The 24,206-nt window shown below is 56.3% G+C and carries 22 protein-coding genes and 1 other RNA gene; 17 read left to right on the forward strand and 6 right to left on the reverse strand.

Annotation, left to right across the window (positions count from 1 at the left end; genetic code table 11):
- Position 1 precedes the first annotated feature (1 nt).
- The 5 genes from AM410_RS11245 to AM410_RS11265 are packed head-to-tail and all read left to right on the forward strand — an operon-like array spanning position 2 to position 5,463.
- Positions 2-772, forward strand: coding sequence for an alpha/beta fold hydrolase (locus AM410_RS11245; protein ID WP_025203266.1), 771 nt, complete (start codon positions 2-4; stop codon positions 770-772).
- A complete protein-coding gene (locus tag AM410_RS11250; protein ID WP_032678938.1) occupies positions 756-1,550 on the forward strand; it encodes an SDR family oxidoreductase in 795 nt (264 codons plus the stop codon). The genes AM410_RS11245 and AM410_RS11250 overlap by 17 nt, the downstream gene beginning before the upstream one ends.
- 9 nt (positions 1,551-1,559) lie before the next feature.
- Positions 1,560-2,330 (forward strand): aspartate dehydrogenase, encoded by a 771-nt coding sequence (locus AM410_RS11255; protein ID WP_073396430.1) that lies wholly within the window; start codon positions 1,560-1,562, stop codon positions 2,328-2,330.
- A 9-nt stretch (positions 2,331-2,339) separates the two neighbouring features.
- Complete coding sequence (locus AM410_RS11260) at positions 2,340-3,809, forward strand: aldehyde dehydrogenase (RefSeq protein ID WP_073396434.1); 1,470 nt, start codon at positions 2,340-2,342, stop codon at positions 3,807-3,809.
- Positions 3,810-3,822: 13 nt separating this feature from the next.
- Positions 3,823-5,463 carry a thiamine pyrophosphate-binding protein gene (locus AM410_RS11265; RefSeq protein WP_040018857.1) on the forward strand — a complete coding sequence of 547 codons (1,641 nt, stop codon included), beginning with the start codon at positions 3,823-3,825 and terminating at the stop codon, positions 5,461-5,463.
- A 59-nt stretch (positions 5,464-5,522) separates the two neighbouring features.
- Here the strand turns inward: AM410_RS11265 and AM410_RS11270 are convergent, their stop codons facing one another.
- Both AM410_RS11270 and AM410_RS11275 read right to left on the reverse strand, forming a co-directional pair.
- Positions 5,523-6,791 carry an OprD family outer membrane porin gene (locus AM410_RS11270; RefSeq protein WP_040018858.1) on the reverse strand — a complete coding sequence of 423 codons (1,269 nt, stop codon included), beginning with the start codon at positions 6,789-6,791 and terminating at the stop codon, positions 5,523-5,525.
- 220 nt (positions 6,792-7,011) lie between these two features.
- Positions 7,012-7,770, reverse strand: a complete 759-nt coding sequence (locus tag AM410_RS11275; RefSeq protein ID WP_073396437.1) for a M48 family metallopeptidase — start codon at positions 7,768-7,770, stop codon at positions 7,012-7,014.
- A gap of 272 nt (positions 7,771-8,042) precedes the next feature.
- Between AM410_RS11275 and tkt the strand changes: the two genes are divergently transcribed.
- From tkt to AM410_RS11310, 7 genes are all read left to right on the forward strand, one after another.
- Positions 8,043-10,034: a transketolase gene (tkt, locus tag AM410_RS11280; RefSeq protein WP_020883715.1), complete on the forward strand. Its 1,992-nt coding sequence runs from the start codon at positions 8,043-8,045 to the stop codon at positions 10,032-10,034.
- A 382-nt stretch (positions 10,035-10,416) separates the two neighbouring features.
- Positions 10,417-11,436, forward strand: coding sequence for an erythrose-4-phosphate dehydrogenase (gene epd / locus AM410_RS11285; RefSeq protein ID WP_014171537.1), 1,020 nt, complete (start codon positions 10,417-10,419; stop codon positions 11,434-11,436).
- 49 nt (positions 11,437-11,485) lie between these two features.
- Positions 11,486-12,649 carry a phosphoglycerate kinase gene (pgk, locus tag AM410_RS11290; RefSeq protein WP_020883716.1) on the forward strand — a complete coding sequence of 388 codons (1,164 nt, stop codon included), beginning with the start codon at positions 11,486-11,488 and terminating at the stop codon, positions 12,647-12,649.
- 91 nt (positions 12,650-12,740) lie between these two features.
- Positions 12,741-13,820: a class II fructose-bisphosphate aldolase gene (fbaA, locus tag AM410_RS11295; protein ID WP_014171535.1), complete on the forward strand. Its 1,080-nt coding sequence runs from the start codon at positions 12,741-12,743 to the stop codon at positions 13,818-13,820.
- A gap of 187 nt (positions 13,821-14,007) precedes the next feature.
- Entirely contained in the window at positions 14,008-14,862 is an 855-nt protein-coding gene (gene mscS, locus AM410_RS11300; RefSeq protein WP_014171534.1) for a small-conductance mechanosensitive channel MscS, read from the forward strand.
- Between the two features lie 146 nt (positions 14,863-15,008).
- Positions 15,009-15,644, forward strand: coding sequence for an arginine exporter ArgO (argO, locus tag AM410_RS11305; RefSeq protein ID WP_014171533.1), 636 nt, complete (start codon positions 15,009-15,011; stop codon positions 15,642-15,644).
- A 91-nt stretch (positions 15,645-15,735) separates the two neighbouring features.
- Positions 15,736-16,476, forward strand: coding sequence for an oxidative stress defense protein (locus AM410_RS11310; protein ID WP_025203272.1), 741 nt, complete (start codon positions 15,736-15,738; stop codon positions 16,474-16,476).
- A gap of 47 nt (positions 16,477-16,523) precedes the next feature.
- On the opposite strand, the gene argP is transcribed toward AM410_RS11310, so the two are convergent.
- Complete coding sequence (gene argP / locus AM410_RS11315) at positions 16,524-17,417, reverse strand: DNA-binding transcriptional regulator ArgP (protein WP_008499727.1); 894 nt, start codon at positions 17,415-17,417, stop codon at positions 16,524-16,526.
- Positions 17,418-17,544: 127 nt separating this feature from the next.
- Here argP and rpiA point away from each other — a divergent pair, with 127 nt between their 5' ends.
- Together rpiA and serA are read left to right on the forward strand one after the other, a co-directional pair.
- Positions 17,545-18,204, forward strand: coding sequence for a ribose-5-phosphate isomerase RpiA (gene rpiA / locus AM410_RS11320; protein ID WP_014171530.1), 660 nt, complete (start codon positions 17,545-17,547; stop codon positions 18,202-18,204).
- A 272-nt stretch (positions 18,205-18,476) separates the two neighbouring features.
- Positions 18,477-19,709: a phosphoglycerate dehydrogenase gene (gene serA, locus AM410_RS11325; protein WP_014171529.1), complete on the forward strand. Its 1,233-nt coding sequence runs from the start codon at positions 18,477-18,479 to the stop codon at positions 19,707-19,709.
- A 45-nt stretch (positions 19,710-19,754) separates the two neighbouring features.
- Here serA and AM410_RS11330 read toward each other — a convergent pair whose 3' ends face one another.
- From AM410_RS11330 to zapA, 3 genes are all read right to left on the reverse strand, one after another.
- A complete protein-coding gene (locus tag AM410_RS11330) occupies positions 19,755-20,351 on the reverse strand; it encodes a 5-formyltetrahydrofolate cyclo-ligase (RefSeq protein ID WP_108647828.1) in 597 nt (198 codons plus the stop codon).
- A gap of 25 nt (positions 20,352-20,376) precedes the next feature.
- Positions 20,377-20,560, reverse strand: a non-coding RNA gene (gene ssrS, locus AM410_RS11335) — 6S RNA.
- 41 nt (positions 20,561-20,601) lie between these two features.
- A complete protein-coding gene (gene zapA, locus AM410_RS11340) occupies positions 20,602-20,931 on the reverse strand; it encodes a cell division protein ZapA (RefSeq protein WP_006811891.1) in 330 nt (109 codons plus the stop codon).
- A 168-nt stretch (positions 20,932-21,099) separates the two neighbouring features.
- Here zapA and AM410_RS11350 point away from each other — a divergent pair, with 168 nt between their 5' ends.
- The 3 genes from AM410_RS11350 to ubiH are packed head-to-tail and all read left to right on the forward strand — an operon-like array spanning position 21,100 to position 24,198.
- Positions 21,100-21,678 carry a YecA/YgfB family protein gene (locus AM410_RS11350; protein ID WP_025203274.1) on the forward strand — a complete coding sequence of 193 codons (579 nt, stop codon included), beginning with the start codon at positions 21,100-21,102 and terminating at the stop codon, positions 21,676-21,678.
- Positions 21,679-21,709: 31 nt separating this feature from the next.
- On the forward strand, positions 21,710-23,023 hold the full coding sequence (gene pepP, locus AM410_RS11355; protein ID WP_108648580.1) for a Xaa-Pro aminopeptidase: 1,314 nt from the start codon (positions 21,710-21,712) through the stop codon (positions 23,021-23,023).
- A complete protein-coding gene (ubiH, locus tag AM410_RS11360) occupies positions 23,020-24,198 on the forward strand; it encodes a 2-octaprenyl-6-methoxyphenyl hydroxylase (protein WP_032678928.1) in 1,179 nt (392 codons plus the stop codon). Before pepP ends, ubiH begins: the two co-directional genes overlap by 4 nt.
- The last annotated feature ends 8 nt before the right edge of the window (positions 24,199-24,206 follow it).

Genomic DNA, 24,206 nt, shown 5'->3' on the forward strand with positions numbered 1-24,206 from the left:
GATGACGGGCTTTCGTGAACAGGGAAGCGGCATCCCGCTGATGCTGCTCCACGGCATCAGCTCCGGCGCTGCCTCCTGGCATAAACAGATGGCGCTGAACGGTTTTCGCGTGCTGGCGTGGGACATGCCCGGTTATGGCGAAAGCCCGATGCTGGCGGTTGAGCGCGCCAACGCGGGGGATTACGCCGACGCGCTGGCGGCCATGCTGGACCGCGCGGGCGTCTGGCAGGTCGTTCTGGTCGGGCATTCGCTTGGGGCGCTGGTGGCAAGCGCCTTTGCGGCGAAGTATCCCGAACGCGTACTGCATCTGGTACTGGCCGATGCCGCGCAGGGTTACGGCCAGGCCGAGCCGGCGCAGCGCGAGCAGGTCTGGCGTAACCGGGAGCAGCAGATGGCGCTTGGGGGCGAGATCCTGGCGCAAACCCGGGCCGCTAAATTATTACGCCCGGGCGCGCGTGAGGACGATATTGCCACCGTTGCGGCGGGCATGCGCAAACTGCGCCCGGAAGGCTACCTCGCTGCCGCATGGATGCTGGCACATGACGATATTCACGGCTGGCTGAAGCGTTACGCCGGTGACTTTGAAGTCTGGTGCGGTGAGCAGGACGCCATTACCCAGCCTGAGCTGGTTCAGGGGCTGGCGCTACGTTACGGCATGCCGTTTACCGCGATTCCCCTGGCCGGGCACGCCAGCTATCTCGATAACGACGCGTTTTTTAATCAACAGCTTTTACGTATCAACGAAGAGGTGCGCGATGAATGCACAAATTGACGGGCGCGTAGCGGTAGTCACCGGCGGTTCTTCTGGCATTGGTTTTGAAACGCTGCGCTTGCTGCTGGGCGAGGGGGCAAAAGTGGCGTTCTGTGGCCGCGACCCGGACCGGCTTGCCAGCGCGCATGCGTCGCTGCAAAACGAATTCCCTGATGGCGAGATTTTCTCTCACCGCTGCGACGTGCTGGACGCAGACCAGGTTCAGACCTTTGCCCAGGCCGTTAAGTCCCGCTTTGGCGGGACAGACTTGCTGATTAATAACGCCGGACAGGGGTATGTGGCGCACTTCAATGACACCCCGCGCGAGGCCTGGCTGCATGAAGCCGAACTGAAACTGTTTGGGGTGATTAACCCCGTACAGGCTTTTCAGCTGCAGCTGGAGCAATCGGATATTGCCTCCATTACCTGCGTGAACTCGCTGCTGGCGCTGCAGCCAGAGGAACACATGATTGCCACCTCCGCAGCACGTGCCGCGCTGCTCAATATGACGCTCACGCTCTCGAAAGAGCTGGTGAGTAAGGGCATCCGCGTGAATTCCATTTTGCTTGGCATGGTGGAATCCGGCCAGTGGCGGCGTCGCTTTGAGAACCGGGCGGATAAAAGTCAGAGCTGGCCGCAGTGGACGGCGGATATTGCCCGCAAACGCGGCATTCCGATGGCGCGTCTCGGTAAGCCGCAGGAGCCTGCGCAGGCTCTGCTGTTCCTCGCTTCGCCGCTGGCTTCGTTTACCACCGGTGCGGCGCTGGACGTTTCCGGCGGCTTCTGCCGTCATCTGTAAGGACACATCATGAAAAAAATCATGTTAATCGGCTACGGTGCCATGGCGCAGGCGGTCATTGAGCGTCTGCCCGAGCAGGTTGCCATCGGCTGGATCGTGGCGCGCGAGACGCATCATGCTGCTATCCGCCAGCAGTTTGGCGATGCGGTGGTGGCACTGACCTCGCCCGCATTATGTACGGATACTCCCGATCTGGTGCTGGAATGTGCCAGCCAGCAGGCGGTAGCGCAGTACGGGGAAGCGATTTTACGCCGTGGATGGCATCTGGCGGTGATCTCCACCGGCGCGCTGGCAGACAGCGCGCTGGAACAGCGTCTGCTTAACGCAGGCGGAAAGCTGACGCTGCTCTCCGGGGCGGTGGCGGGCATTGATGGCCTGGCGGCGGCAAAAGAGGGCGGGCTTGAGAAGGTGACCTACCAGTCGCGTAAAAGCCCGGCCAGCTGGCTCGGCAGCTATGCCGAGCAGCTTATCGATCTTAACGCCGTGTCCGAGGCGCAGATCTTCTTTGAAGGCAGCGCACGCGAAGCGGCACGACTGTTTCCGGCCAACGCCAACGTGGCGGCGACCGTGGCACTTGGCGGCGTGGGGATGGATGACACCCGCGTGCAACTGATGGTCGACCCGGCCACTCAACGCAATACCCACACGCTGCACGTCGAAGGGATGTTTGGCGAGTTCCATCTGGAGCTGAGCGGGCTACCGCTTGCCAGCAACCCCAAAACCTCCACCCTGGCGGCACTCAGCGCGGTTCGCGCCTGCCGTGAACTGACGCAGCGCTGAGGAGCGACGATGGACGATCTTAACATTTTCATTGGCGGCAACTGGCGGCGTGGCGGCGGTAACCTGATGCAGAGTCGTTTCCCGGCAGACGGTGCGGTGAACGCCACGCTCCACGCGGCAAGCCTGGACGATCTGCAGGAGGCTATCGACGCCGGAGAGCGCGCATGGCGCGATCCTGCCTGGCGTAACAGCCTGCCGCATACGCGTGCGAAGATCCTGCATAAGGTGGCGGATCTGATCGAATCCCGCGTCGATGAACTGGCCCGCATGCAGAGTCGCGACAACGGTAAACCGCTGGCGGAAGCGCGGGGGCTGGTGATGAGCGCGGCAGGCACGGCGCGTTATTTTGCCGCTGCCTGCGAGCTGCTGGAAGGTGAACTGCCGACCCCACGCCAGCCTGATATGCTTACCCTCAGCCGATATGAACCGCTCGGCGTGGTGGCAGCTATCACGCCCTGGAATTCCCCCATTGCCAGCGAAATGCAGAAAGTGGCGCCGGCCATTGCTGCCGGTAACGCGGTGGTTCTCAAACCAGCCGAAGCCACCCCGCTGATGGCGCTGGAGCTGGCGCGTATTTTTGAGCAGGCAGGCTTACCCGCCGGGCTGCTGAGCGTGCTGCCGGGTAAAGGCTCGGTGATTGGCGATGCGCTGGCGCGTCACCCGAAAGTGCGAAAAATCTCCTTTACCGGTGGCACCACCACAGGCCGTCATCTGGCGCACGTGGCGGCGGAAAAATTGATCCCGGCCTCGCTGGAACTGGGCGGTAAATCCCCGACCATTGTGCTGGAAGATGCCGACGTTGAGCTGGCTGCGCGCGGGATCTGCTACGGCATTTTCAGCTCGGCGGGTCAGGCCTGTATTGCCGGTTCGCGACTTTTTATCCATGAGCGCCTTTACGCCCCACTGATGGCGAGGCTGCTCGAATTAACGCGCGGCCTGCGGGTCGGGCATCCCTTTACCGACGGCACCCATGTGGGACCGCTGATTAACGACGCGCACCGCAAGAGCGTGCAGGCTTACGTTGAACTGGCAAAGCGTGAAGGGGGCCGCGTGCTGTGTGGCGGGGAGATCCCTGCCGATCCACTGCTGGCAAACGGCAGTTACTTCCAGCCCACCATCATCGAAGGCCTGACCAACAGCGCGCGCGCCTGTCAGGAGGAGATCTTCGGCCCGGTGCTGGTGGCGATGCCCTTTAGCGATGAAGCCGCGTTGATCCGTGAGGCGAATGACTCCGTTTATGGCCTTGCCGCCGGGATCTGGACGCGGGATACCGGGCGCGCCCTGCGCCTGAGCGAGCAGCTTGAAGCGGGCACAGTGTGGATAAACACCTACAAAGTGTTTGCGATTTCGACCCCGTTCGGGGGCTTTAAAGAGAGCGGTCTGGGCCGCGAAAAGGGCATTCAGGGGCTGAAAGCCTGGATGCAGCAAAAGAGCATTTATCTGGCGACGGGTAACAGCGTCAACCACTGGTGCGACTGAGAAAGGGTGAGTAATGAGCGAAATGATAACCGTCGGCGACGCCATCGCCAGAACGCTGGAGCAGTATCAGGTTGAGGCCATCTACGGCGTCATCTCCATCCACAATTTACCCATCGCCGATGCGGTAGGGCAGCGCGGGAATATTCGCTTTGTACCCGCACGTGGCGAAGCGGGGTCGGTCACCATGGCCGATGCCCACGGCCGTTTTTCCGGGCTCGGTGTGGCGCTGACCAGTACCGGCGCCGGGGCGGGTAACGCCGTCGGCGCGCTGGTGGAAGCCATGAATGCCTGCACACCGCTGCTGCACATCACCGGTCAGGTGGAAAAAGCCTGGCTGGATGCCGATACCGGTTTTATCCACGAAACCCGCGACCAGCTGACCTTCCTGAAGGCCAGCTCAAAACGGGCATACCGCATCAGCAACGCAAACCAGGCGATAGCGATCCTTCACAAGGCCATTCAGGAGGCGCAAACTCCGCCGTGCGGGCCGGTCTCCGTGGAGATCCCGATTGATATTCAGGGGGCGAAAATCCCCGTGTCGCTGATCACCGCTCCGGTGAAACCGACGTCGGTTTCCGCGGTTGATACGACAGTGGTCGACACGCTGTGGGCGCAGCTTAAACAGGCCAGACAGCCGCTGCTGTGGCTGGGGGGCGGCGCGCTCGGTAGCGCTGATGCGGTAAAAAAACTGGCGGATGCAGGAGTGACGGTTATCTCCAGCACCCACGCGCGTGGCGTGCTGCCGGACAGCCATCGCGCCAGCCTGCGGGCGTTTCATAACTCGCCGTCAGTTGAGGCGTTGATCGCCCAGTGCGACTTTACGCTGGTCGCCGGCTCACGCCTGCGCAGCAACGAAACCCGCTCGTGGACGCTTGAATTACCGCATCCCCGCGTCCAGATTGATATCGACCCCGCGGCGGCGAGCCGCAACTATCTGATGGACACAACCCTTGTGGCCGACTGCGCGGCGCTGTTAACCGCGCTGGCGGCTAAAGCGCAGGGGCGGGAATGGGGCGATGCACAGTGGGATACACAGGTGCAGCAGGCGCTGGCGAAAGCCGTTGCGGGGCTGCGTGAGCAGTGCGGTGCTTATGCGAAGCTCAACGACGCCATCGAGAACGCGCTGCCGCAAGATGGCCTGCTGGTTCGTGATATCACCGTTTCCGGAAGCCTGTGGGGCAGCCGTTTGTTCCGCGCCAATGGACCGCTGATGAACATTCACTCGCTGGCAGGCGCCATCGGCATGGGGCTACCGATGGCGATTGGCACGGCGATTGCCAACCCGCAACGCAAAGTGGTGGGGCTGGTGGGTGATGGTGGCGTAAGCCTGAATCTGGGCGAGATGGCAACGCTGGCGCAGGAAAAGGCCAACGTGACGCTGCTGGTGATGAATGACGGCGGTTACGGCGTCATGCGCGGCATTCAGGACAAGTATTTCGGCGGGCGTCAGTATTATAACGAGCTGCATACCCCGGACTTTACGCAGCTGGCGCATGCGATGGGGTTACAGGCGTGGAGCGTCGAACGGGCGGAGGATTTTGACGCGGTGATGACCGAAGCGCTTGCCATGCCAGGACCGTCGGTAGTGGAAGTGCGGATGGGACAGATTGGCGCGCTTAAGTTTGCCGGGCCGCCGCAGAAGACGTTGTACTAAGCGTGTTTACCCTCACTTCCGCCCTCTCCCTTAGGGAGAAGGGCGGGTGAGGGGCTTAATCAGAACACGTTAAACGGGTATTCCACGTACGCGCGGATCTCATCCCCGCCCACGTTATAGTCGCTGGCGTTGCTGGACACGCGCAGGACGGAGTAACGGAGTTTCAGTTTCAGATCTTTAGCCGGGCCGTCCTGCACCTGATACTGGATCTGGTTAAACCACTCATGCTCTTTACCGTTACTGGTTTCAGAGGTCTTGATGTTGTCGCCACGCACGTAAGCTGTGGTCCAGCTCAGACCCGGTAAGCCCAGACCGCCGAAGTCCAGCGCGTAAGAAGCCTGCCAGGAGCGCTCGTCTTCGCCGTTGAAATCAGACCAGTAGGAGTTCGCCAGCCAGATGGTATTGCCGCCGTCACCTACGCCACCCTGATCGCGATAGCTGCCATAGTGATAGCCGGTGCTGCCGCTGCTCTGCTGATACGCCACCTTGAAGGTATGAATATCCCAGATGTAGCTTGCCGCCAGGCTCCAGATGCTATTGCTGCGTCCGGTATCAAGGCTGTCTGCGTAGCGCTGATCCAGGCGTGAGTTATAGCCGTTGAAATCGAGCACCAGCTGTTGCCCGGTGCTGAACGGCTGTTTGAAGTTCATTCCCAGGTACTGCTTGTTCATCACCTCTTCCACATGAGAGGCATACAGCGCACCGCTGAACTGGTCGTTGAACTGGTAGCTCGCACCGCCGAAGGAGAGGCTCTTCAGGCCGCTGTCGTGGCGGTCGTCACTTTTGCGCTGCTCATCGGTGAAGTAACCGGCGTTCACTTCCAGACCCGTGATTTCTTTTGATGTCAGCATGGTGCCGGTAAAGCTTTCAAACAGCAGACGGGAATTGTCGGCATTCACAATCGGTAATTCCGGACGCTGGTTACCGTAGCTCAGCACGGTATTGGAAATACGCATTTTTGCTGTGGCGCCAAATTTCGCCAGATCGGATTTAGCCCGGCCATCGTCTTCCTGTTTAAAGAAGTCAATGCCGCCCGCGCCGCTCTTTCCACGACCGCCGTCCAGACGCACGCCATACTGGGCAATGCCGTCTACACCAAAGCCAACCAGCCCTTCGGTATAGCCGGATTCGAACGTGGCAACGATACCCTGACCCCATTCGGCTTTGTCCTGCTGGCCCTGATGATAATCACGGCTGATATACGCATTGCGTAAAAACAGATCTAAATGGCTGTCATCAACAAACCCTTTGCTGTCGGATTGCTGGCTTGCAACGGCGGGTAATGCGGCGAATAAACTTAACGCAATTAATGATAATTCTTTTTTCACGGAGGGAACGTCTCTGTCTTAATATTGTAAATTGAATTACTGCGAGCTCGATAATTACCCGAATGGTAAATGATTGCAATAATTATGTGACGAGACGTTTCAGGGAAATAAGCCAGTGTTTGCGCGGCTTAGAAAGGTGCTAAAGTGCTATTACCGATATGTGCGGTTAAATTAACAATTCATGCGAAATAAAAAGGAGGCAAATATGCCTCCTTTCGAATTATTTAATTCCGTCTGCGACCATACGGTCGCGAATATGCTGTGCGCGCTCTTCTGACGCCGGGTGGTCATCAAACATAGAGCTCTGGCGACCGGCTTCCAGCTTGGCCAGTTTTTCGAAGCTGGTGGCTAAACCTGATGGATTAATGCCGCGTTTGCGCAACAGATCGTAGGAGTAGTCATCCGCTTCGGATTCCTGACGCTGCGAGAACTGAGAGTTAACCAGTTTTTCACCCACATCGCCAAGCTGCGACTGTGACAGGCTGCCGACGATACCGCCCGTAGACGCCGCCGCGGCGCGGATGGCGTTAGTGCCTAACGCAACCTGCATGCCTTTCTTCACGTGGCCAAGTGCAACGTGGCCCATTTCATGGCCGATAACCGCTTCAACTTCGTTGTCGGTCATCATATCCATCAGCCCGCTGTAAACGCGGATGCAGCCGTTCGCCATCGCGAAGGCGTTTACATCTTTGGCCATGTACACCTTATAGTTCACCGGCTGGCCGTTAATGTTATCACCCAGCGCGGAGGCTATCTTATTCAGACGCTGCGTGTAGGTACTATTGGCCGGGGCAAGCGTGGCTTTTCCGTCCATATCTTTACAGGCCTGGTCGCTCAGCGCTTTAACCTGTGCGTCGCTCAGGGAGTAGGCCTGAAAGGCTTCTGCGCCTGAGGACATCAGGCCGTTAGAATCCATATTCTGACAGCCGCTCAGCAGGAGCGTTGTACCCAGGGCCAGCACTATTGCACGCATTTTCATGATGTCGCTTCCGTACTCGTTAATCTGAATAAAATCTGAAAAGTGCACCGGCAACGAAGCCGGGGTCGGGCTAAGTATAAGGAATATCTACGGGGCCGGGCGAGCAGATTGCGCAACATGCGAGCATGATCCAGAGATTTCTTAAGCTGCAAAAGAATGCTCCATGTACATGACATGCCGCTTGGGTTACATTGTTGGCACTTTTTTCCGGCGTAGCCCAAAACGCGCTGTCGTCAAGGGCATGGCCTTTAACAGTCCGATCTGGAGTTAAAATGTCCTCACGTAAAGAGCTTGCTAATGCTATTCGTGCGCTGAGCATGGACGCAGTACAGAAAGCCAAATCCGGCCACCCGGGCGCCCCTATGGGGATGGCTGATATCGCCGAAGTCCTGTGGCGCGATTTCCTGAACCACAACCCGCAGAACCCTTCCTGGGCTGACCGCGACCGTTTCGTGCTGTCTAATGGCCACGGCTCAATGCTGATCTATAGCCTGCTGCACCTCACTGGCTACGATCTGCCAATTGAAGAGCTGAAAAACTTCCGCCAGCTGCACTCCAAAACGCCAGGTCACCCGGAAGTGGGTTACACCGCAGGTGTAGAAACCACCACCGGTCCGCTGGGTCAGGGTATTGCTAACGCGGTGGGTATGGCGATTGCCGAGAAAACCCTGGCCGCGCAGTTCAACCGTCCAGGTCATGACATTGTTGACCACTTCACCTACGCATTCATGGGCGACGGCTGCATGATGGAAGGCATTTCTCACGAAGTGTGCTCCCTGGCAGGTACCCTGAAGCTGGGCAAACTGGTTGCGTTCTATGACGACAACGGCATCTCCATCGACGGTCACGTTGAAGGCTGGTTCACTGACGACACCGCGAAGCGTTTCGAAGCTTACGGCTGGCACGTTGTACGTGGCGTTGACGGTCACGATGCTGACTCGATTAAACGTGCAGTAGAAGAAGCGCGCGCAGTGACGGACAAGCCGTCACTGCTGATGTGCAAAACCATCATTGGTTTCGGTTCTCCGAACAAAGCGGGTACCCACGATTCTCACGGTGCGCCACTGGGCGACGCGGAAATCGCACTGACGCGCGAAGCGCTGGGCTGGAAATATCCTGCTTTCGAAATCCCATCTGAAATTTACGCGCAGTGGGATGCTAAAGAAGTGGGTCAGGCGAAAGAATCCGCATGGAATGAGAAGTTCGCTGCCTATGCGAAAGCCTTCCCACAGGAAGCGGCTGAATTTACCCGTCGTATGAAGGGTGACATGCCGTCTGACTTCGACGCCAAAGCGAACGAGTTCATTGCTAAACTGCAGGCGAACCCATCCAAAATCGCCAGCCGTAAAGCCTCTCAGAATGCGATTGAAGCGTTCGGTCCGCTGCTGCCAGAATTCCTGGGCGGCTCCGCTGACCTGGCGCCATCTAACCTGACAATCTGGTCTGGTTCTAAAGCAATCAACGAAGACACTGCCGGTAACTACATCCACTACGGTGTGCGTGAATTCGGTATGACCGCGATTGCGAACGGTATCTCCCTGCACGGTGGTTTCCTGCCGTACACCTCTACTTTCCTGATGTTTGTCGAGTACGCGCGTAACGCCGTGCGTATGGCTGCGCTGATGAAACAGCGTCAGGTGATGGTCTACACCCACGACTCCATCGGTCTGGGCGAAGATGGTCCAACTCACCAGCCGGTAGAGCAGGTGGCTTCCCTGCGCGTGACGCCAAACATGAGCACATGGCGTCCATGTGACCAGGTTGAGTCCGCCGTGGCGTGGAAATACGGTGTTGAGCGTCAGGACGGTCCAACCGCACTGATCCTCTCCCGTCAGAACCTGGCACAGCAGGAGCGTACTCCAGAGCAGCTGGCGAACATCGCCCGTGGTGGTTACGTGCTGAAAGATTGCGCGGGTCAGCCAGAGCTGATCTTCATCGCGACCGGTTCTGAAGTTGAGCTGGCTGTTGCCGCATGGGAAAAACTGTCTGCCGAAGGCGTTAAAGCGCGCGTGGTTTCCATGCCGTCTACCGATGCGTTCGACAAGCAGGATGCCGCCTACCGCGAATCCGTACTGCCTAAAGCCGTTACCGCGCGCGTGGCAGTAGAAGCAGGTATCGCTGACTACTGGTTCAAATATGTGGGCCTGAACGGCGCAATCGTCGGCATGACCACCTTCGGTGAATCTGCTCCGGCAGAGCTGCTGTTCGAAGAGTTCGGCTTCACCGTTGAAAACGTTGTCGCGAAAGCAAAAGAACTGCTGTAATTGTTTGTAGGGGAGGGGCGCGAGCCCCTGTCCATGCTCTCACTGAGAAGAGGGCACAAACACCCTAAACGGTAACCTTTGGGTTACCGTTTAGTTTTTTTCACGCTATCCGCCTTATATGTCCACTATTCCTCAAACATGTAACGTTCCTGTGAATTATTCCATCCAAAATGTGACGCAAGTCATATAGCGCGCTTATTGCTCTGGACAGACATTCCTTTTATTCACTGATTCGCTTATTCTAGCTGAAGCGTTTCAGTCGATTAAATGTTCGACAATTGACCAATCAATCGCAGTTTGTGACAGCAAGGATTCCCCTTCGGGCGTAGCTGGATTACTCTTTCAGCCACCTCAAACTCAGGGATAGCTTTGCAGGAGATCTATGACCGTACGCGTAGCGATTAATGGCTTCGGTCGCATCGGGCGTAACGTGGTTCGTGCTTTATATGAATCCGGGCGTCGGGCGGAAATAACCGTGGTGGCTATCAACGAACTGGCGGATGCTGCGGGCATGGCGCATTTGTTGAAATATGACACCAGCCACGGACGCTTTGCCTGGGATGTTCGCCAGGAAAGAGATCAGCTGTTTGTCGGCGACGATGCCATCCGCGTGCTGCATGAGAGCAGTATTGCCGGGCTACCGTGGCGTGAACTGGGTGTGGATATCGTACTTGACTGTACTGGCGTATACGGTAACCGCGAGCATGGCGAAGCGCATCTGACAGCAGGTGCGAAAAAAGTCCTGTTTTCCCATCCTGGCAGCAACGACCTCGACGCGACCGTCGTATTTGGCGTGAATCAGCATGAGCTGCAAGCCGAACACCGCATTGTTTCCAACGCCTCCTGCACCACCAACTGCATTATTCCGGTCATCAAACTGTTAGACGATGCGTATGGCATTGAATCCGGCACCGTAACCACGATTCATTCAGCGATGCACGATCAGCAGGTGATTGACGCCTATCATCCGGACTTACGACGCACGCGAGCCGCGAGCCAGTCAATCATTCCGGTGGACACAAAACTGGCGGCAGGTATCACCCGTTTTTTCCCGCAGTTTAATGATCGTTTTGAAGCAATTGCCGTACGTGTACCGACGATTAACGTCACCGCAATTGACCTGAGCGTGACGGTGAAAAAACCGGTAAAAGCCTGTGAAGTCAACCTGTTGCTGCAAAAAGCGGCACAGGGGGCATTTCATGGTATAGTTGACTATACGGAATTACCGTTGGTCTCAGTAGATTTTAACCACGACCCGCACAGCGCCATTGTCGATGGCACTCAAACGCGCGTCAGTGGCGCACACCTTATCAAGACGCTGGTCTGGTGTGATAACGAATGGGGCTTTGCTAACCGAATGCTCGACACCACGTTAGCAATGGCCGCTCAAGGTTTCAGGTAAGACGCATCGTGCGTCTGCAAAACTTTAAGAATCAACGAGAGGATTCACCATGTCTGTAATTAAGATGACCGATCTGGATCTGGCTGGTAAACGCGTTTTCATCCGTGCTGATCTGAACGTACCGGTTAAAGATGGCAAAGTGACCAGCGACGCGCGTATCCGTGCATCTCTGCCAACCATCGAACTGGCTCTGAAGCAGGGCGCTAAAGTGATGGTGACCTCCCACCTGGGTCGTCCAACTGAAGGCGAGTACAATGAAGAGTTCTCTCTGCTGCCAGTTGTTAATTACCTGAAAGACAAACTGTCCAACCCGGTTCGCCTGGTAAAAGATTACCTGGACGGCGTAGACATCGCTGCCGGTGAACTGGTTGTTCTGGAAAACGTTCGCTTCAACAAAGGCGAAAAGAAAGACGACGAAGCGCTGTCCAAAAAATACGCTGCACTGTGTGACGTATTCGTGATGGACGCCTTCGGTACTGCTCACCGTGCGCAGGCTTCAACCCACGGTATCGGTAAATTCGCAGACGTCGCGTGTGCCGGTCCTCTGCTGGCTGCTGAGCTGGACGCACTGGGTAAAGCGCTGAAAGAACCTGCTCGTCCAATGGTTGCAATCGTTGGTGGTTCTAAAGTTTCTACCAAACTGACCGTACTGGATTCCCTGTCTAAAATCGCTGACCAGCTGATCGTTGGCGGTGGTATCGCGAACACCTTCGTGGCGGCACAAGGCCATAACGTCGGTAAATCCCTGTACGAAGCGGATCTGGTTGACGAAGCAAAACGTCTGCTGACTACCTGCGATATCCCGGTTCCAACGGATGTTCGCGTCGCGACTGAGTTCTCTGAAACAGCGGCTGCGACCCTGAAATCTGTTAACGACATCAAAGATGATGAGCAGATTCTGGACCTGGGCGACGTTTCTGCACAGAAACTGGCTGAAATCCTGAAAAACGCAAAAACTATCCTGTGGAATGGTCCTGTTGGCGTGTTCGAATTCCCGAACTTCCGCAAAGGTACTGAAATCGTTGCTAACGCTATCGCAGACAGCGAAGCGTTCTCTATCGCAGGCGGCGGTGATACGCTGGCAGCAATCGACCTGTTCGGTATTTCTGACAAGATCTCCTACATCTCCACTGGTGGCGGCGCATTCCTCGAGTTCGTGGAAGGCAAAGTACTGCCAGCAGTAGCAATGCTCGAAGAGCGCGCTAAGAAGTAAGCCATTCAAGGGCAGGGAAACCTGCCCAATTTTCAGCGCGCTTTAAGAGCTCGCACCTTTTCTAACGGCCGAAGATACAGGACTAAGCAACATGTCTAAAATTTTTGATTTCGTAAAACCTGGCGTGATCACTGGTGATGACGTTCAGAAAGTGTTCCAGGTAGCTAAAGAAAACAACTTCGCTCTGCCAGCAGTTAACTGCGTTGGTACCGACTCCATTAACGCCGTACTGGAAGCTGCTGCAAAAGTTAAAGCACCGGTTATCGTTCAGTTCTCTAACGGTGGCGCAGCATTCATCGCTGGTAAAGGCGTGAAAACTGACGTTCCTCAGGGCGCGGCAATCCTGGGCGCAATCTCTGGTGCGCACCATGTACACCAGATGGCTGAACACTACGGTGTTCCGGTTATCCTGCACACTGACCACTGCGCGAAGAAACTGCTGCCGTGGATCGACGGTCTACTGGACGCGGGTGAAAAACACTTCGCAGCGACCGGTAAGCCACTGTTCTCTTCTCACATGATCGACCTGTCTGAAGAGTCCCTGCACGAAAACATCGAAATCTGCTCTAAGTACCTGGCGCGCATGGCCAAAATGGACATGACCCTGGAAATCGAACTGGGTTGCACCGGTGGTGAAGAAGACGGCGTGGACAACAGCCACATGGACGCTTCTGCACTGTACACCCAGCCAGAAGACGTTGATTACGCTTACACCGAGCTGAGCAAAATCAGCCCACGCTTCACCATCGCAGCGTCCTTCGGTAACGTACACGGCGTTTACAAACCAGGTAACGTGGTTCTGACCCCAACTATCCTGCGTGATTCTCAGGAATACGTTTCTAAGAAACACAACCTGCCGCACAACAGCCTGAACTTCGTCTTCCACGGCGGTTCCGGTTCTTCTGCTCAGGAAATCAAAGACTCCGTAAGCTACGGCGTAGTGAAAATGAACATCGATACCGACACCCAGTGGGCAACATGGGACGGTATCCTGCAGTACTACAAAACGAACGAAGCTTACCTGCAGGGCCAGCTGGGCAACCCGAAAGGCGAAGACCAGCCGAACAAGAAATACTACGATCCACGTGTATGGCTGCGTGCTGCGCAGACTTCCATGGTGGCGCGTCTGGAGCAGGCTTTCAAAGAACTGAACGCGGTTGACGTTCTGTAATTTAAGCTCCTCATAGCATCAGAAGGCCCGCGAATGCGGGCCTTTTTTTATGCTTTTTCAATGGTCTGCCCGGCCCGTTTATGTGATCTGTTTGGCAAAACCGGTCCTTTTTGTTTACCCTTTACTGACCTGCCTGTCTCCATGGGGGATGGATTTTGTGTTTTTGGGATAACAAAAGGAAGACTAAATGGAACAACTCGATGTTGTAGACAGCATCAATAATGCCGGTAACTGGCTGGTGCGCAACCAGGCGCTGCTGTTGAGCTATGCCGTTAACATCGTCGCGGCGATTGCCATCATCATTGTCGGGATGATCGTGGCGCGTATCGTATCAAACGCCGTAAACCGCGTGATGCTGGCGCGTCACATTGACGCTACTGTGGCTGACTTCCTCTCTGCACTGGTGCGCTACGGTATTATTGCCTTTACGCTGATTGCTGCACTGGGGCGTGTTGGCGTACAGACTGCCTCGGTGATTGCTGTTCTCGGTGCCGCCGGTCTGGCCATTGGTCTGGCGCTGCAGGGGTCGCTCTCGAACCTGGCTGCGGGTGTGTTGCTGGTAACCTTCCGTCCGTTCCGCTCTGGCGAGTACGTTGACCTGGGCGGTATTGCCGGCACCGTACTGCAGGTGCAGATTTTCTCAACCACTCTGCGAACTGTTGATGGCCGTATCGTGGTGGTACCGAACGGGAAAATTATCGCGGGCAACATCATTAACTTCTCCCGCGAGCCGGTGCGTCGTAACGAGCTGATTATCAGCGTGGCGTATGACTCTGATATCGATCAGGTGAAATCGCTGATCGCCAATATCATTGCCTCCGACGATCGTATTCTGAAAGATAAAGAGCAGACCGTTCGCCTGAACGAGTTGGGGGCATCCTCCATCAACTTTGTCGTGCGCATCTGGAGCAAAAGCAGCGATCTGCAAAACGTTTACTGGGATGTTCTGGAACGTATCAAACGTGATTTTGATGCCAACGGGATCAGCTTCCCGTATCCACAGATGGACGTGAACCTTAAACGCGAGAAAGAAGCCGAGTAATCCTCTTCCTCAGGAGGCCCGGTGAGCGGCAACGCCATCGGGCCTTTTTATTAGCAATACTAATCACCAATTAATATTATCAATTTCCTCTAATAAGGTTCTCGCAGTATAGTCAGATCCCAGGACAACTTGCTGAGAATTTATTCATGTTATCTTATTATTTTCAAGGCCTTGCATTAGGTGCGGCCATGATCCTTCCCCTTGGCCCGCAAAACGCGTTCGTGATGAACCAGGGCATTCGCCGTCAGTATCATCTCATGATTGCCCTGCTGTGCGCGGTGAGCGATTTGCTGCTGATCTGCGCCGGAATCTTTGGCGGCAGTGCGCTGCTGATGCAGTCTCCCTGGCTTCTGGCGCTGGTGACCTGGGGTGGGGTAGCGTTCCTGCTGTGGTATGGGTTTGGGGCGCTGAAAACGGCAATGAGCAGCAATCTCGAACTGGCGAGCGCCGAGGTCATGAAGCAGGGCCGCTGGAAGATTATCGTTACCATGCTGGCGGTCACCTGGCTCAACCCGCACGTTTATCTGGATACCTTTGTGGTGCTGGGCAGCCTGGGTGGGCAGCTCGACGTTGAGCCGAAACGCTGGTTTGCCCTGGGTACCGTCAGCGCCTCATTCCTGTGGTTCTTCGGTCTCGCGATTCTGGCGGCATGGCTGGCCCCGCGTCTGCGTACCGCTAAAGCCCAGCGGATCATCAACACGCTGGTGGGCGTGGTGATGTGGTTTATCGCCTTTCAGCTGGCAAAAGAGGGGATTCATCATGTTCAGGAATTGCTCAACTAAGCGTTGTCTTATGGACAACTGAGCGAGAGCCGCTAAGCTTGCTGGCATGCGCCCTGTTGTTGGGCACTCTTCGCAACATGGAGGAATGACAGTGAAGTTTAAAGTGATGGCCCTGGCGGCATTAGTGAGTTTAGGTGCGGTGTCGGTGCAGGCAAGTGAATTGCCTGATGGCCCGCACATCGTCACTTCAGGCACCGCAAGCGTGGATGCGGTACCCGATGTTGCAACGCTGGCAATTGAAGTGAACGTGGCCGCGAAAGATGCCGCTTCTGCCAAGAAGCAGGCTGACGATCGTGTTGCGCAATATCTCTCTTTTCTGGAGCAGAACGGTGTCGCTAAAAAAGACATCAGCTCTGCCAACCTGCGTACCCAGCCTGATTACGACTACCAGAACGGTAAAAGCATCCTGAAAGGCTACCGTGCCGTGCGCACCGTTGAAGTGACCGTGCGTCAGCTCGATAAACTGAACTCGCTGCTGGATGGCGCGCTGAAAGCGGGTCTGAACGAAATTCGTTCCGTCTCACTGGGCGTTGCGCAACCGGAAAAATACAAAGACCAGGCGCGTAAAGCCGCCATTGATGATGCAATCCATCAGGCGCAACAGCTGGCGTCCGGGTTCAACAGTAAGCTCGGTCCGGTATACAGCGTGCGTTACCATGTCTCAAATTATCAGCCAAGCCCGATGGTACGGATGATGAAGGCCGACGCGGCGCCGGTGTCTGCTCAGGAAACTTATGAGCAGCCGACGATTCAGTTCGACGATCAGGTTGATGTGGTATTCCAGCTGCAGCCGACCCAAAGTCAGCAGACTGAGCCGGCAAAAGCGCAGTAATCTGTCTTCACGATCCCCCTCTCCTGTCAGGAGAGGGGGATTGTTCCTTAATCCTGTCTCAACACCTTATGCCCATACGCCAGCAGCGCGTCGGTGACGTTGCGCATCATGCGGCTTTCTGGCGCAAAACGGTGCCAGTAGAGCATCCGGCGCTGATACAGCCCCGGCGTTAAGTCAATCAGCTCACCGCTTTTCAACTCTTTCTCTATCTGCAGGTGCGGGATCATACAGCAGGTGGTGCCCTGACGCGCGAGCTGCACAAACGCTTCAGACGAGTTCACGATATGACATGGCACGCTGCCCGGCGGCAGATCGAAGTTTTGCTGCAGGAAGGCCTGATGCATATCGTCCAGATGGTCGAACGCCACCGCAGGGGCTTTCAGCAGCGCGGCGCGGGTGACGCCGTTCGGGAAGTAGCGCTCGGCAAACGCTTTTGAGCCGACAAACAGGTAGTCCAGTGCGCCCAGCTGATCGACAAGACAGCTCGGCAGCGCCTGAGGCTGGATACTGACCGCCCCAACCACTTCACCGCGACGCAGGCGCTCCTGCGTACGGGTTTCATCTTCAACCTGCAGATTCAGGCGAATCGGGGAGTCCGCTAACACCGGCGCAAGGGCCGGCAACAGCCAGGTTGCCAGACTGTCGGCGTTCACCGCCAGCGAGAGCAGCAGCGGCGTTGAGCCGGTCTGTTCGTCACCCAGCCACTCATCTTCGAGCAGTTCAACCTGGCGCAGCAGGGCGAGGAGCTTTTGCCCTTGCTCCGTTGGACGCGGTGGAACAGTACGTACCAGCAGAGGCTGCCCGAACATGTTCTCCAGCTGTTTGATGCGTTGTGATACGGCGGACTGAGTGATACAAAGCTTTTGCGCTGCGCGCTCAAAACCGCGTTCACGAATAACTGCATCAAGTGCCTGTAGTGTTCTGTAGTCCGGACGTTTCATTGCTCTGGCTGACTCCTTAATTTTGCTTAATCTGCACTATGACACAATTTTCCCTTCGTGGCAGACGAAATCCACCCGACGTGTTCTATAATGCGGCCTACGTTTTCACACCACAGGCTAAACGATCATGACGCAGGATGAACTGAAAAAAGCAGTAGGATGGGCCGCTCTCCAGTATGTGCAACCGGGTACCATTGTCGGTGTTGGTACGGGCTCGACGGCGGCACACTTTATCGATGCGCTGGGCACGATGAAAGGGCAGATCGAGGGCGCAGTTTCCAGCTCCGACGCTTCCACGGAAAAGCTGAAAAGCCTTGGCATCACCGTTTTCGATCTGAATGAAGTTGACCGTCTTGGTATCTACGTTGATGGCGCGGATGAAATCAACGGCCATATGCAGATGATCAAAGGCGGCGGTGCGGCGCTGACGCGTGAAAAAATCATCGCCTCCGTGGCGGATAAATTCATCTGTATCGCCGATGCGTCAAAGCAGGTTGATATCCTGGGTAAATTCCCGCTGCCGGTAGAAGTGATCCCAATGGCGCGTAGCGCTGTGGCGCGTGAACTGGTGAGACTGGGTGGACGCCCGGAATATCGTCAGGGCGTCATCACTGACAACGGCAACGTGATCCTCGACGTTCACGGTCTGGAAATTCTCGACGCCATTGCGCTGGAAAATGCCATTAACGGTATTCCAGGCGTAGTGACTGTAGGGTTATTCGCCAACCGTGGTGCGGATGTCGCGCTGATCGGCACGGCAGATGGCGTGCAAACCATCGTAAAATGATCTGATGGGGGGAGACCTCCCCCCGCTAAAAAAATTTTGAAAAGCTAAATTCGGTGACTTGTGTCACGCTTTTTACCTCTCGTTTGCCGATCCTGCCGCATTCGCAAATTTCTACAGCATTTTCCTCTGTCATTTTGCTCTGTATGACTTTTCTTCAGAGTGCCGACGCAAACGTTCATATTGCTGCAATAGTTTTTTTTGATATGTTGGCTACAGCGGATTTAAATCCAGCACAACATCAGTTCAGACAAAAACAGGGTCGGGTAAGGTAAATGGCAAAGGTATCACTGGAGAAAGACAAGATTAAATTCCTGCTGGTTGAGGGCGTGCATCAGAAAGCGCTTGATAGCCTTCGTGCAGCAGGTTACACCAACATCGAATTTCACAAAGGCGCGCTTGACACCGAAGAGCTGAAAGCGTCCATCCGTGATGCCCATTTCATTGGCCTGCGATCCCGTACCCAACTGACTGAAGACGTGATTGCCGCGGCGGAAAAGTTGGTTGCCATCGGCTGTTTCTGCATCGGTACCAACCAGGTTGACCTGAATGCCGCCGCAAAACGCGGTGTGCCTGTCTTTAACGCCCCGTTCTCCAACACCCGTTCCGTGGCGGAGTTAGTGATTGGCGAGCTGCTGCTGTTGCTGCGTGGTATTCCGGAAGCTAACGCCAAAGCGCACCGCGGCGTGTGGAACAAACTGGCTGCGGGTTCATACGAAGCCCGTGGTAAAAAACTCGGTATCATCGGCTATGGTCACATCGGTACTCAGCTGGGGATCCTGGCTGAATCCCTGGGGATGCATGTCTATTTTTATGATATCGAAAGCAAACTGCCGCTGGGCAACGCCACTCAGGTTCAACACCTCTCTGACCTGCTGAACATGAGCGACGTGGTCAGCCTGCACGTGCCGGAAAACGCGTCGACGAAAAACATGATGGGTGCTGAGGAACTGGCGCTGATGAAGCCGGGGTCACTGCTGATCAACGCCGCGCGCGGTACGGTTGTCGATATTCCGGCGCTGTGCGATGCGCTGAAGCGTAAGCATCTGGCGGGGGCGGCAATTGACGTCTTCCCGACTGAGCCTGCTACCAACAGCGATCCGTTCACCTCTCCGCTGTGCGAATTCGACAACGTGATCCTGACGCCGCACATCGGCGGCTCGACGCAGGAAGCGCAGGAAAATATCGGTCTGGAAGTCGCGGGCAAGCTGAGCAAATATTCCGACAACGGTTCTACGCTCTCTGCCGTGAACTTCCCGGAAGTGTCTCTGCCGTTGCACGGTGGCCGTCGTCTGCTGCACATCCATGAAAACCGTCCGGGCGTGCTGACTGCGATCAACCAGATCTTTGCCGAGCAGAGCGTCAACATTGCCGCGCAGTATCTGCAAACGAACTCTCAGATGGGTTACGTGGTGATTGATATTGAAGCGGACGAAGATGTAGCGGAAAAAGCGCTGCAGAGCATGAAGGCTATTCCGGGTACCATTCGCGCCCGTCTGCTGTACTGATTCTGTTTCTGTGAGCATAAAGCCGGGTCGCTACCCGGCTTTATTTTACCAGCGCCAGGTTTTGCCCGGCGTCACTACCGCAGGCAGCGGAATATCCCACTTCTCTACCGGCAAGGCTTCCACGCCCTGACAGTCATGTGCGTACCCCACAGGCTGTAAATGATACTGCTGCCAGTTTTGCAGCGTCCTGTCATAAAAACCGCCACCCATCCCTAAGCGCTGACCCTGCTCATCAAACGCCACCAGCGGCGTGATCAGCACATCCAGTTCTGATAGGGGGAGGACGTCGCGGACGTCGAGTTTTGGTTCGGTGATTTTCAGACGATTCACCACCAGTTCGCTGTGCGGATGGTAATGTAAAAACAGCAAATTTCCCCGGCTAAACGGATGCAGCACCGGCAGGTACACTCTTTTCCCGGCGCGCCACAGCTGTTCGATCAGCGGTTGAGTATCCAGCTCGCCATCAAACGAGAGGAACAGGGCGACGGTACGCGCCATCACAACAGGGGGATAGGCCATCATACGGGCAGCGCCTTGCTGGGCAAACTGTGCTTGCTGTTCGGGAGTTAACGCACGACGGCGTTGACGCATGAGCTGACGGATGTCCTCGCGTGAGGAAGAGACTTCAGGGAGTTGGGTCATGGTAGTCGGTAGAAGAAAAAGAGAGGGAATCTCCGAGATGCCGCCGCAGGCTGTAACCCTTGAACCCTTGGTTCAAGGTGAATGTGTCGTCATAGTTTTAAGGCTTCTCGGACGAACCGAGCATGCTCACCAACCATGGAGCGCCACATTCTTGTGGTATGAAATATCGGCTCAGGGGACTGGCCCGCTTGCGAACATCTCAGAGAAATTTTGTCTTCACAGTTACTCTACCATAGTCAACTGAGAAGTGTTATTCAAACTTTGGTCCCGGTCTTTCGGGATTGCGACCTTGATCAAGCAATGCCTGTTCAATGGTCTGCTGGAGCATTTTAATGCGCTGCTCCATGCTTGCCGCGTAATCGCGGGTCTTCGCTTTTTCCTGAGTCAGTTCATAACTGATGTTCAACGCGGCGATGAAAACCAGCTGCTCAGTATTTGTGACTCTAGTGCGTTCTTTGAGATCTTGCAACCGCTGATTCAAATCGTCCGCAGCCTGATTCAAGGCATCCCTTTGTTCAGGCGGACAATTCACTCGCAGTGAACGGCCAAAAATCTGGAGATCGACGGGTTGTGCAGACATGCCACCTTCCTGCTGATTGACTGCGCTGCCTTCGCTTACTGCCCCGGGGGCTGCGAAGGGGCGACACTATAGCTACCCTGATGTGAAGATACAAGCCCTTTTCTGGTATCACCAGGGTCCAAAGTGGTAGCATATCATGAATATTCCTCCCAACGATGACGAATGCGCATGTCTATACAGAACGAAATGCCTGGTTACAAGGATTTAAACCAGTTACTGAACCAGCAGGGAGTCGGTTTAACCTCTGCGGAAATGCACGGTCTGATCAGTGGCATGCTGTGCGGCGGAAACAGCGACAGCTCATGGCAGCCGCTGATCCACGACCTGACGAACGAAGGGCTGGCGTTTGGTCACGAGCTGGCGGAAGCCGTGCGTAAAATGCACTCCGCGATCAGCGATTCGCTGGAAGACGATGGCTTCCTTTTTCAGCTTTATCTGCCTGAAGGCGATGACGTCAGCGTCTTCGATCGTGCCGATGCGCTCGCAGGTTGGGTTAACCACTACCTGTTGGGGCTGGGCGTCACGCAGCCGAAACTCGATAAAGTGACCGGCGAAGCGGGTGAGGCGATCGACGATCTGCGTAACATTGCGCAGTTGGGCTACGATGAAGACGAAGACCAGGAAGAGCTGGAAATGTCTCTCGAAGAGATCATCGAATACGTTCGCGTTGCTGCTTTGCTGTGCCACGACCACTTTACGCGTTCGCAGCCGACCGCGCCGGAAGTCCGCAAGCCAACCTTACATTAAGAAAAATAACGCACAGGAGGGTGTCATGGTTATCTCAAATCAAGAGTATTCGCGCCGTCGTCAGGCGCTGCTGGCCAATATGCAGCCGGGCAGCGCCGCGCTGATTTTTGCTGCGCCAGAAGTGACGCGCAGCGCCGACAGCGAATACCCCTATCGCCAGAGCAGCGATTTCTGGTACTTCACCGGCTTCAACGAGCCGGAAGCGGTACTGGTGCTGATTAAGAGTAATGACACCCACAACCACAGCGTGATTTTTAACCGCGTTCGCGATCTCACAGCCGAAATCTGGTTTGGCCGCCGCTTAGGGCAAGAGGCTGCGCCAGAGAAGCTGGGGGTGGATCGGGCGCTGGCATTCAGTGAGATCAACCAGCAGCTCTATCAACTGCTGAATGGCCTGGATGTGCTTTACCACGCGCAGGGCGAGTATGCGTATGCCGATGAGATTGTCTTTACCGCTCTGGATAAGCTGCGCAAAGGTTCGAGGCAGAATCTGTCCGCCCCGGCCACCCTGACGGACTGGCGTCCGGTGGTGCATGAGATGCGTCTGTTCAAATCGCCGGAAGAGCTGGACGTGATGCGCCGCGCGGGTGAAATCAGCGCGCTGGCGCACACCCGCGCCATGGAGAAATGCCGCCCGGGAATGTTTGAATACCAGTTGGAAGGGGAGATTCATCACGAATTTAACCGCCACGGCGCGCGTTATCCTTCTTACAACACCATTGTCGGTGGCGGTGAAAACGGCTGCATTCTGCACTACACCGAAAACGAAAGTGCGCTGCGCGACGGGGATCTGGTGTTGATTGACGCCGGATGCGAATTCCAGGGGTATGCGGGCGATATTACCCGTACGTTCCCGGTGAACGGTAAATTCACCCCCGCACAGCGCGCGGTGTATGACATCGTCCTCGAATCGCTCGAGACGGCGCTCAGGCTGTACCGTCCAGGCACGTCTATTCAGGAAGTGACCGGCGAAGTGGTGCGCATCATGATCACCGGTCTGGTGAAGCTCGGTATCCTGAAAGGCGACGTGGATACCCTGATTACCGAGAACGCGCATCGTCCGTACTTTATGCACGGCCTGAGCCACTGGCTGGGGCTGGATGTGCATGACGTGGGAGCATACGCTGCCGATCGTTCCCGCGTGCTGGAGCCAGGCATGGTATTAACCGTTGAGCCGGGGCTGTATATCGCGCCGGATGCCGACGTGCCGGAAGCATACCGCGGGATTGGCATTCGTATCGAAGACGACATCGTCATTACCGAAACCGGCAACGAAAACCTGACCGCCAGCGTCGTGAAAAATGCTGACGATATCGAGGCGCTGATGGCAGCGGCACGCGTATGAGCGTGATTATCGTTGGCGGCGGGATGACCGGAGCCACGCTGGCACTGGCCATCTCGCATTTTACGCAGGGAAAACTGCCGGTGCATCTGGTGGAGGCCGTTGCGCCAGAGGCCTCTGATCACCCCGGTTTTGATGCCCGCGCCATTGCACTGGCGCAGGGTACCTGTCAGCAACTCTCACGCATTGGCATCTGGCAGGCGATAGCCGACTGCGCGACGGCGATTAACACCGTTCACGTCAGCGATCGCGGTCATGCCGGTTTCGTTACCCTGGATGCGCATGATTACCGTATAGATGCGCTGGGCCGGGTCGTGGAGCTGCACGACGTCGGGTTACGCCTGTTCCGCCTGCTTAAGGATGCGCCAGGCGTGACTCTGCATTGCCCGGCGCGTGTGGCCAGTTTTAGCCGCAGTGACGCGTCGGTCAACGTGGTGCTGGATAACGGTACCGTCCTTGAAGGCCAGCTTCTGGTAGCGGCAAACGGTTCGCGCTCTTCGCTCGGCACGCAGTGCGGCGTGGAGTGGCGACAACAGCCCTACGGGCAGGTGGCCGTCATTGCTAACGTTTCGACAGCGGGTGCTCACAACGGCCGCGCTTTTGAGCGTTTCACCCAGCATGGCCCGCTGGCGATGCTGCCTATGTCCCACGATCGCAGTTCGTTGGTGTGGTGCCATCCGCAGGACAACGCGGCTGAGATACAGACCTGGTCTGACGAACGTTTTTGTACCGAGCTGCAAAAAGCCTTTGGCTGGCGGCTGGGACGTATTACCCACGCGGGAAAGCGGAGCGTATACCCGTTGTCGCTGACCACCGCCTCGCAGTCTATCTCCCATCGCATGGCGCTGGTCGGCAATGCCGCGCAGACATTGCATCCCATCGCCGGGCAGGGGTTTAACCTCGGGCTTCGCGACGTGATGAGCCTGGCAGAAACGCTTTCGCAGGCGTGGAGCGAGCAAAAAGACTGTGGTGCCTGGTCGGTGCTCAGCCATTACCAGAAGCGACGCCGGGCAGATAAAGAGGCGACGATTGGTGTGACGGATGGTCTGGTGCACCTGTTTGCCAATCGCTGGGCACCCCTGGTTGCAGGCCGCAATCTTGGGCTGATGGCGATGGAATTATTCATTCCGGCACGTGACGTGCTGGCGCAGCGGACTCTTGGTTGGGTCGCGCGTTAAGGAGTTAT

The sequence above is a fragment of the Enterobacter cloacae complex sp. FDA-CDC-AR_0164 genome (assembly GCF_003071645.1).
Taxonomy (GTDB): domain Bacteria; phylum Pseudomonadota; class Gammaproteobacteria; order Enterobacterales; family Enterobacteriaceae; genus Enterobacter; species Enterobacter ludwigii.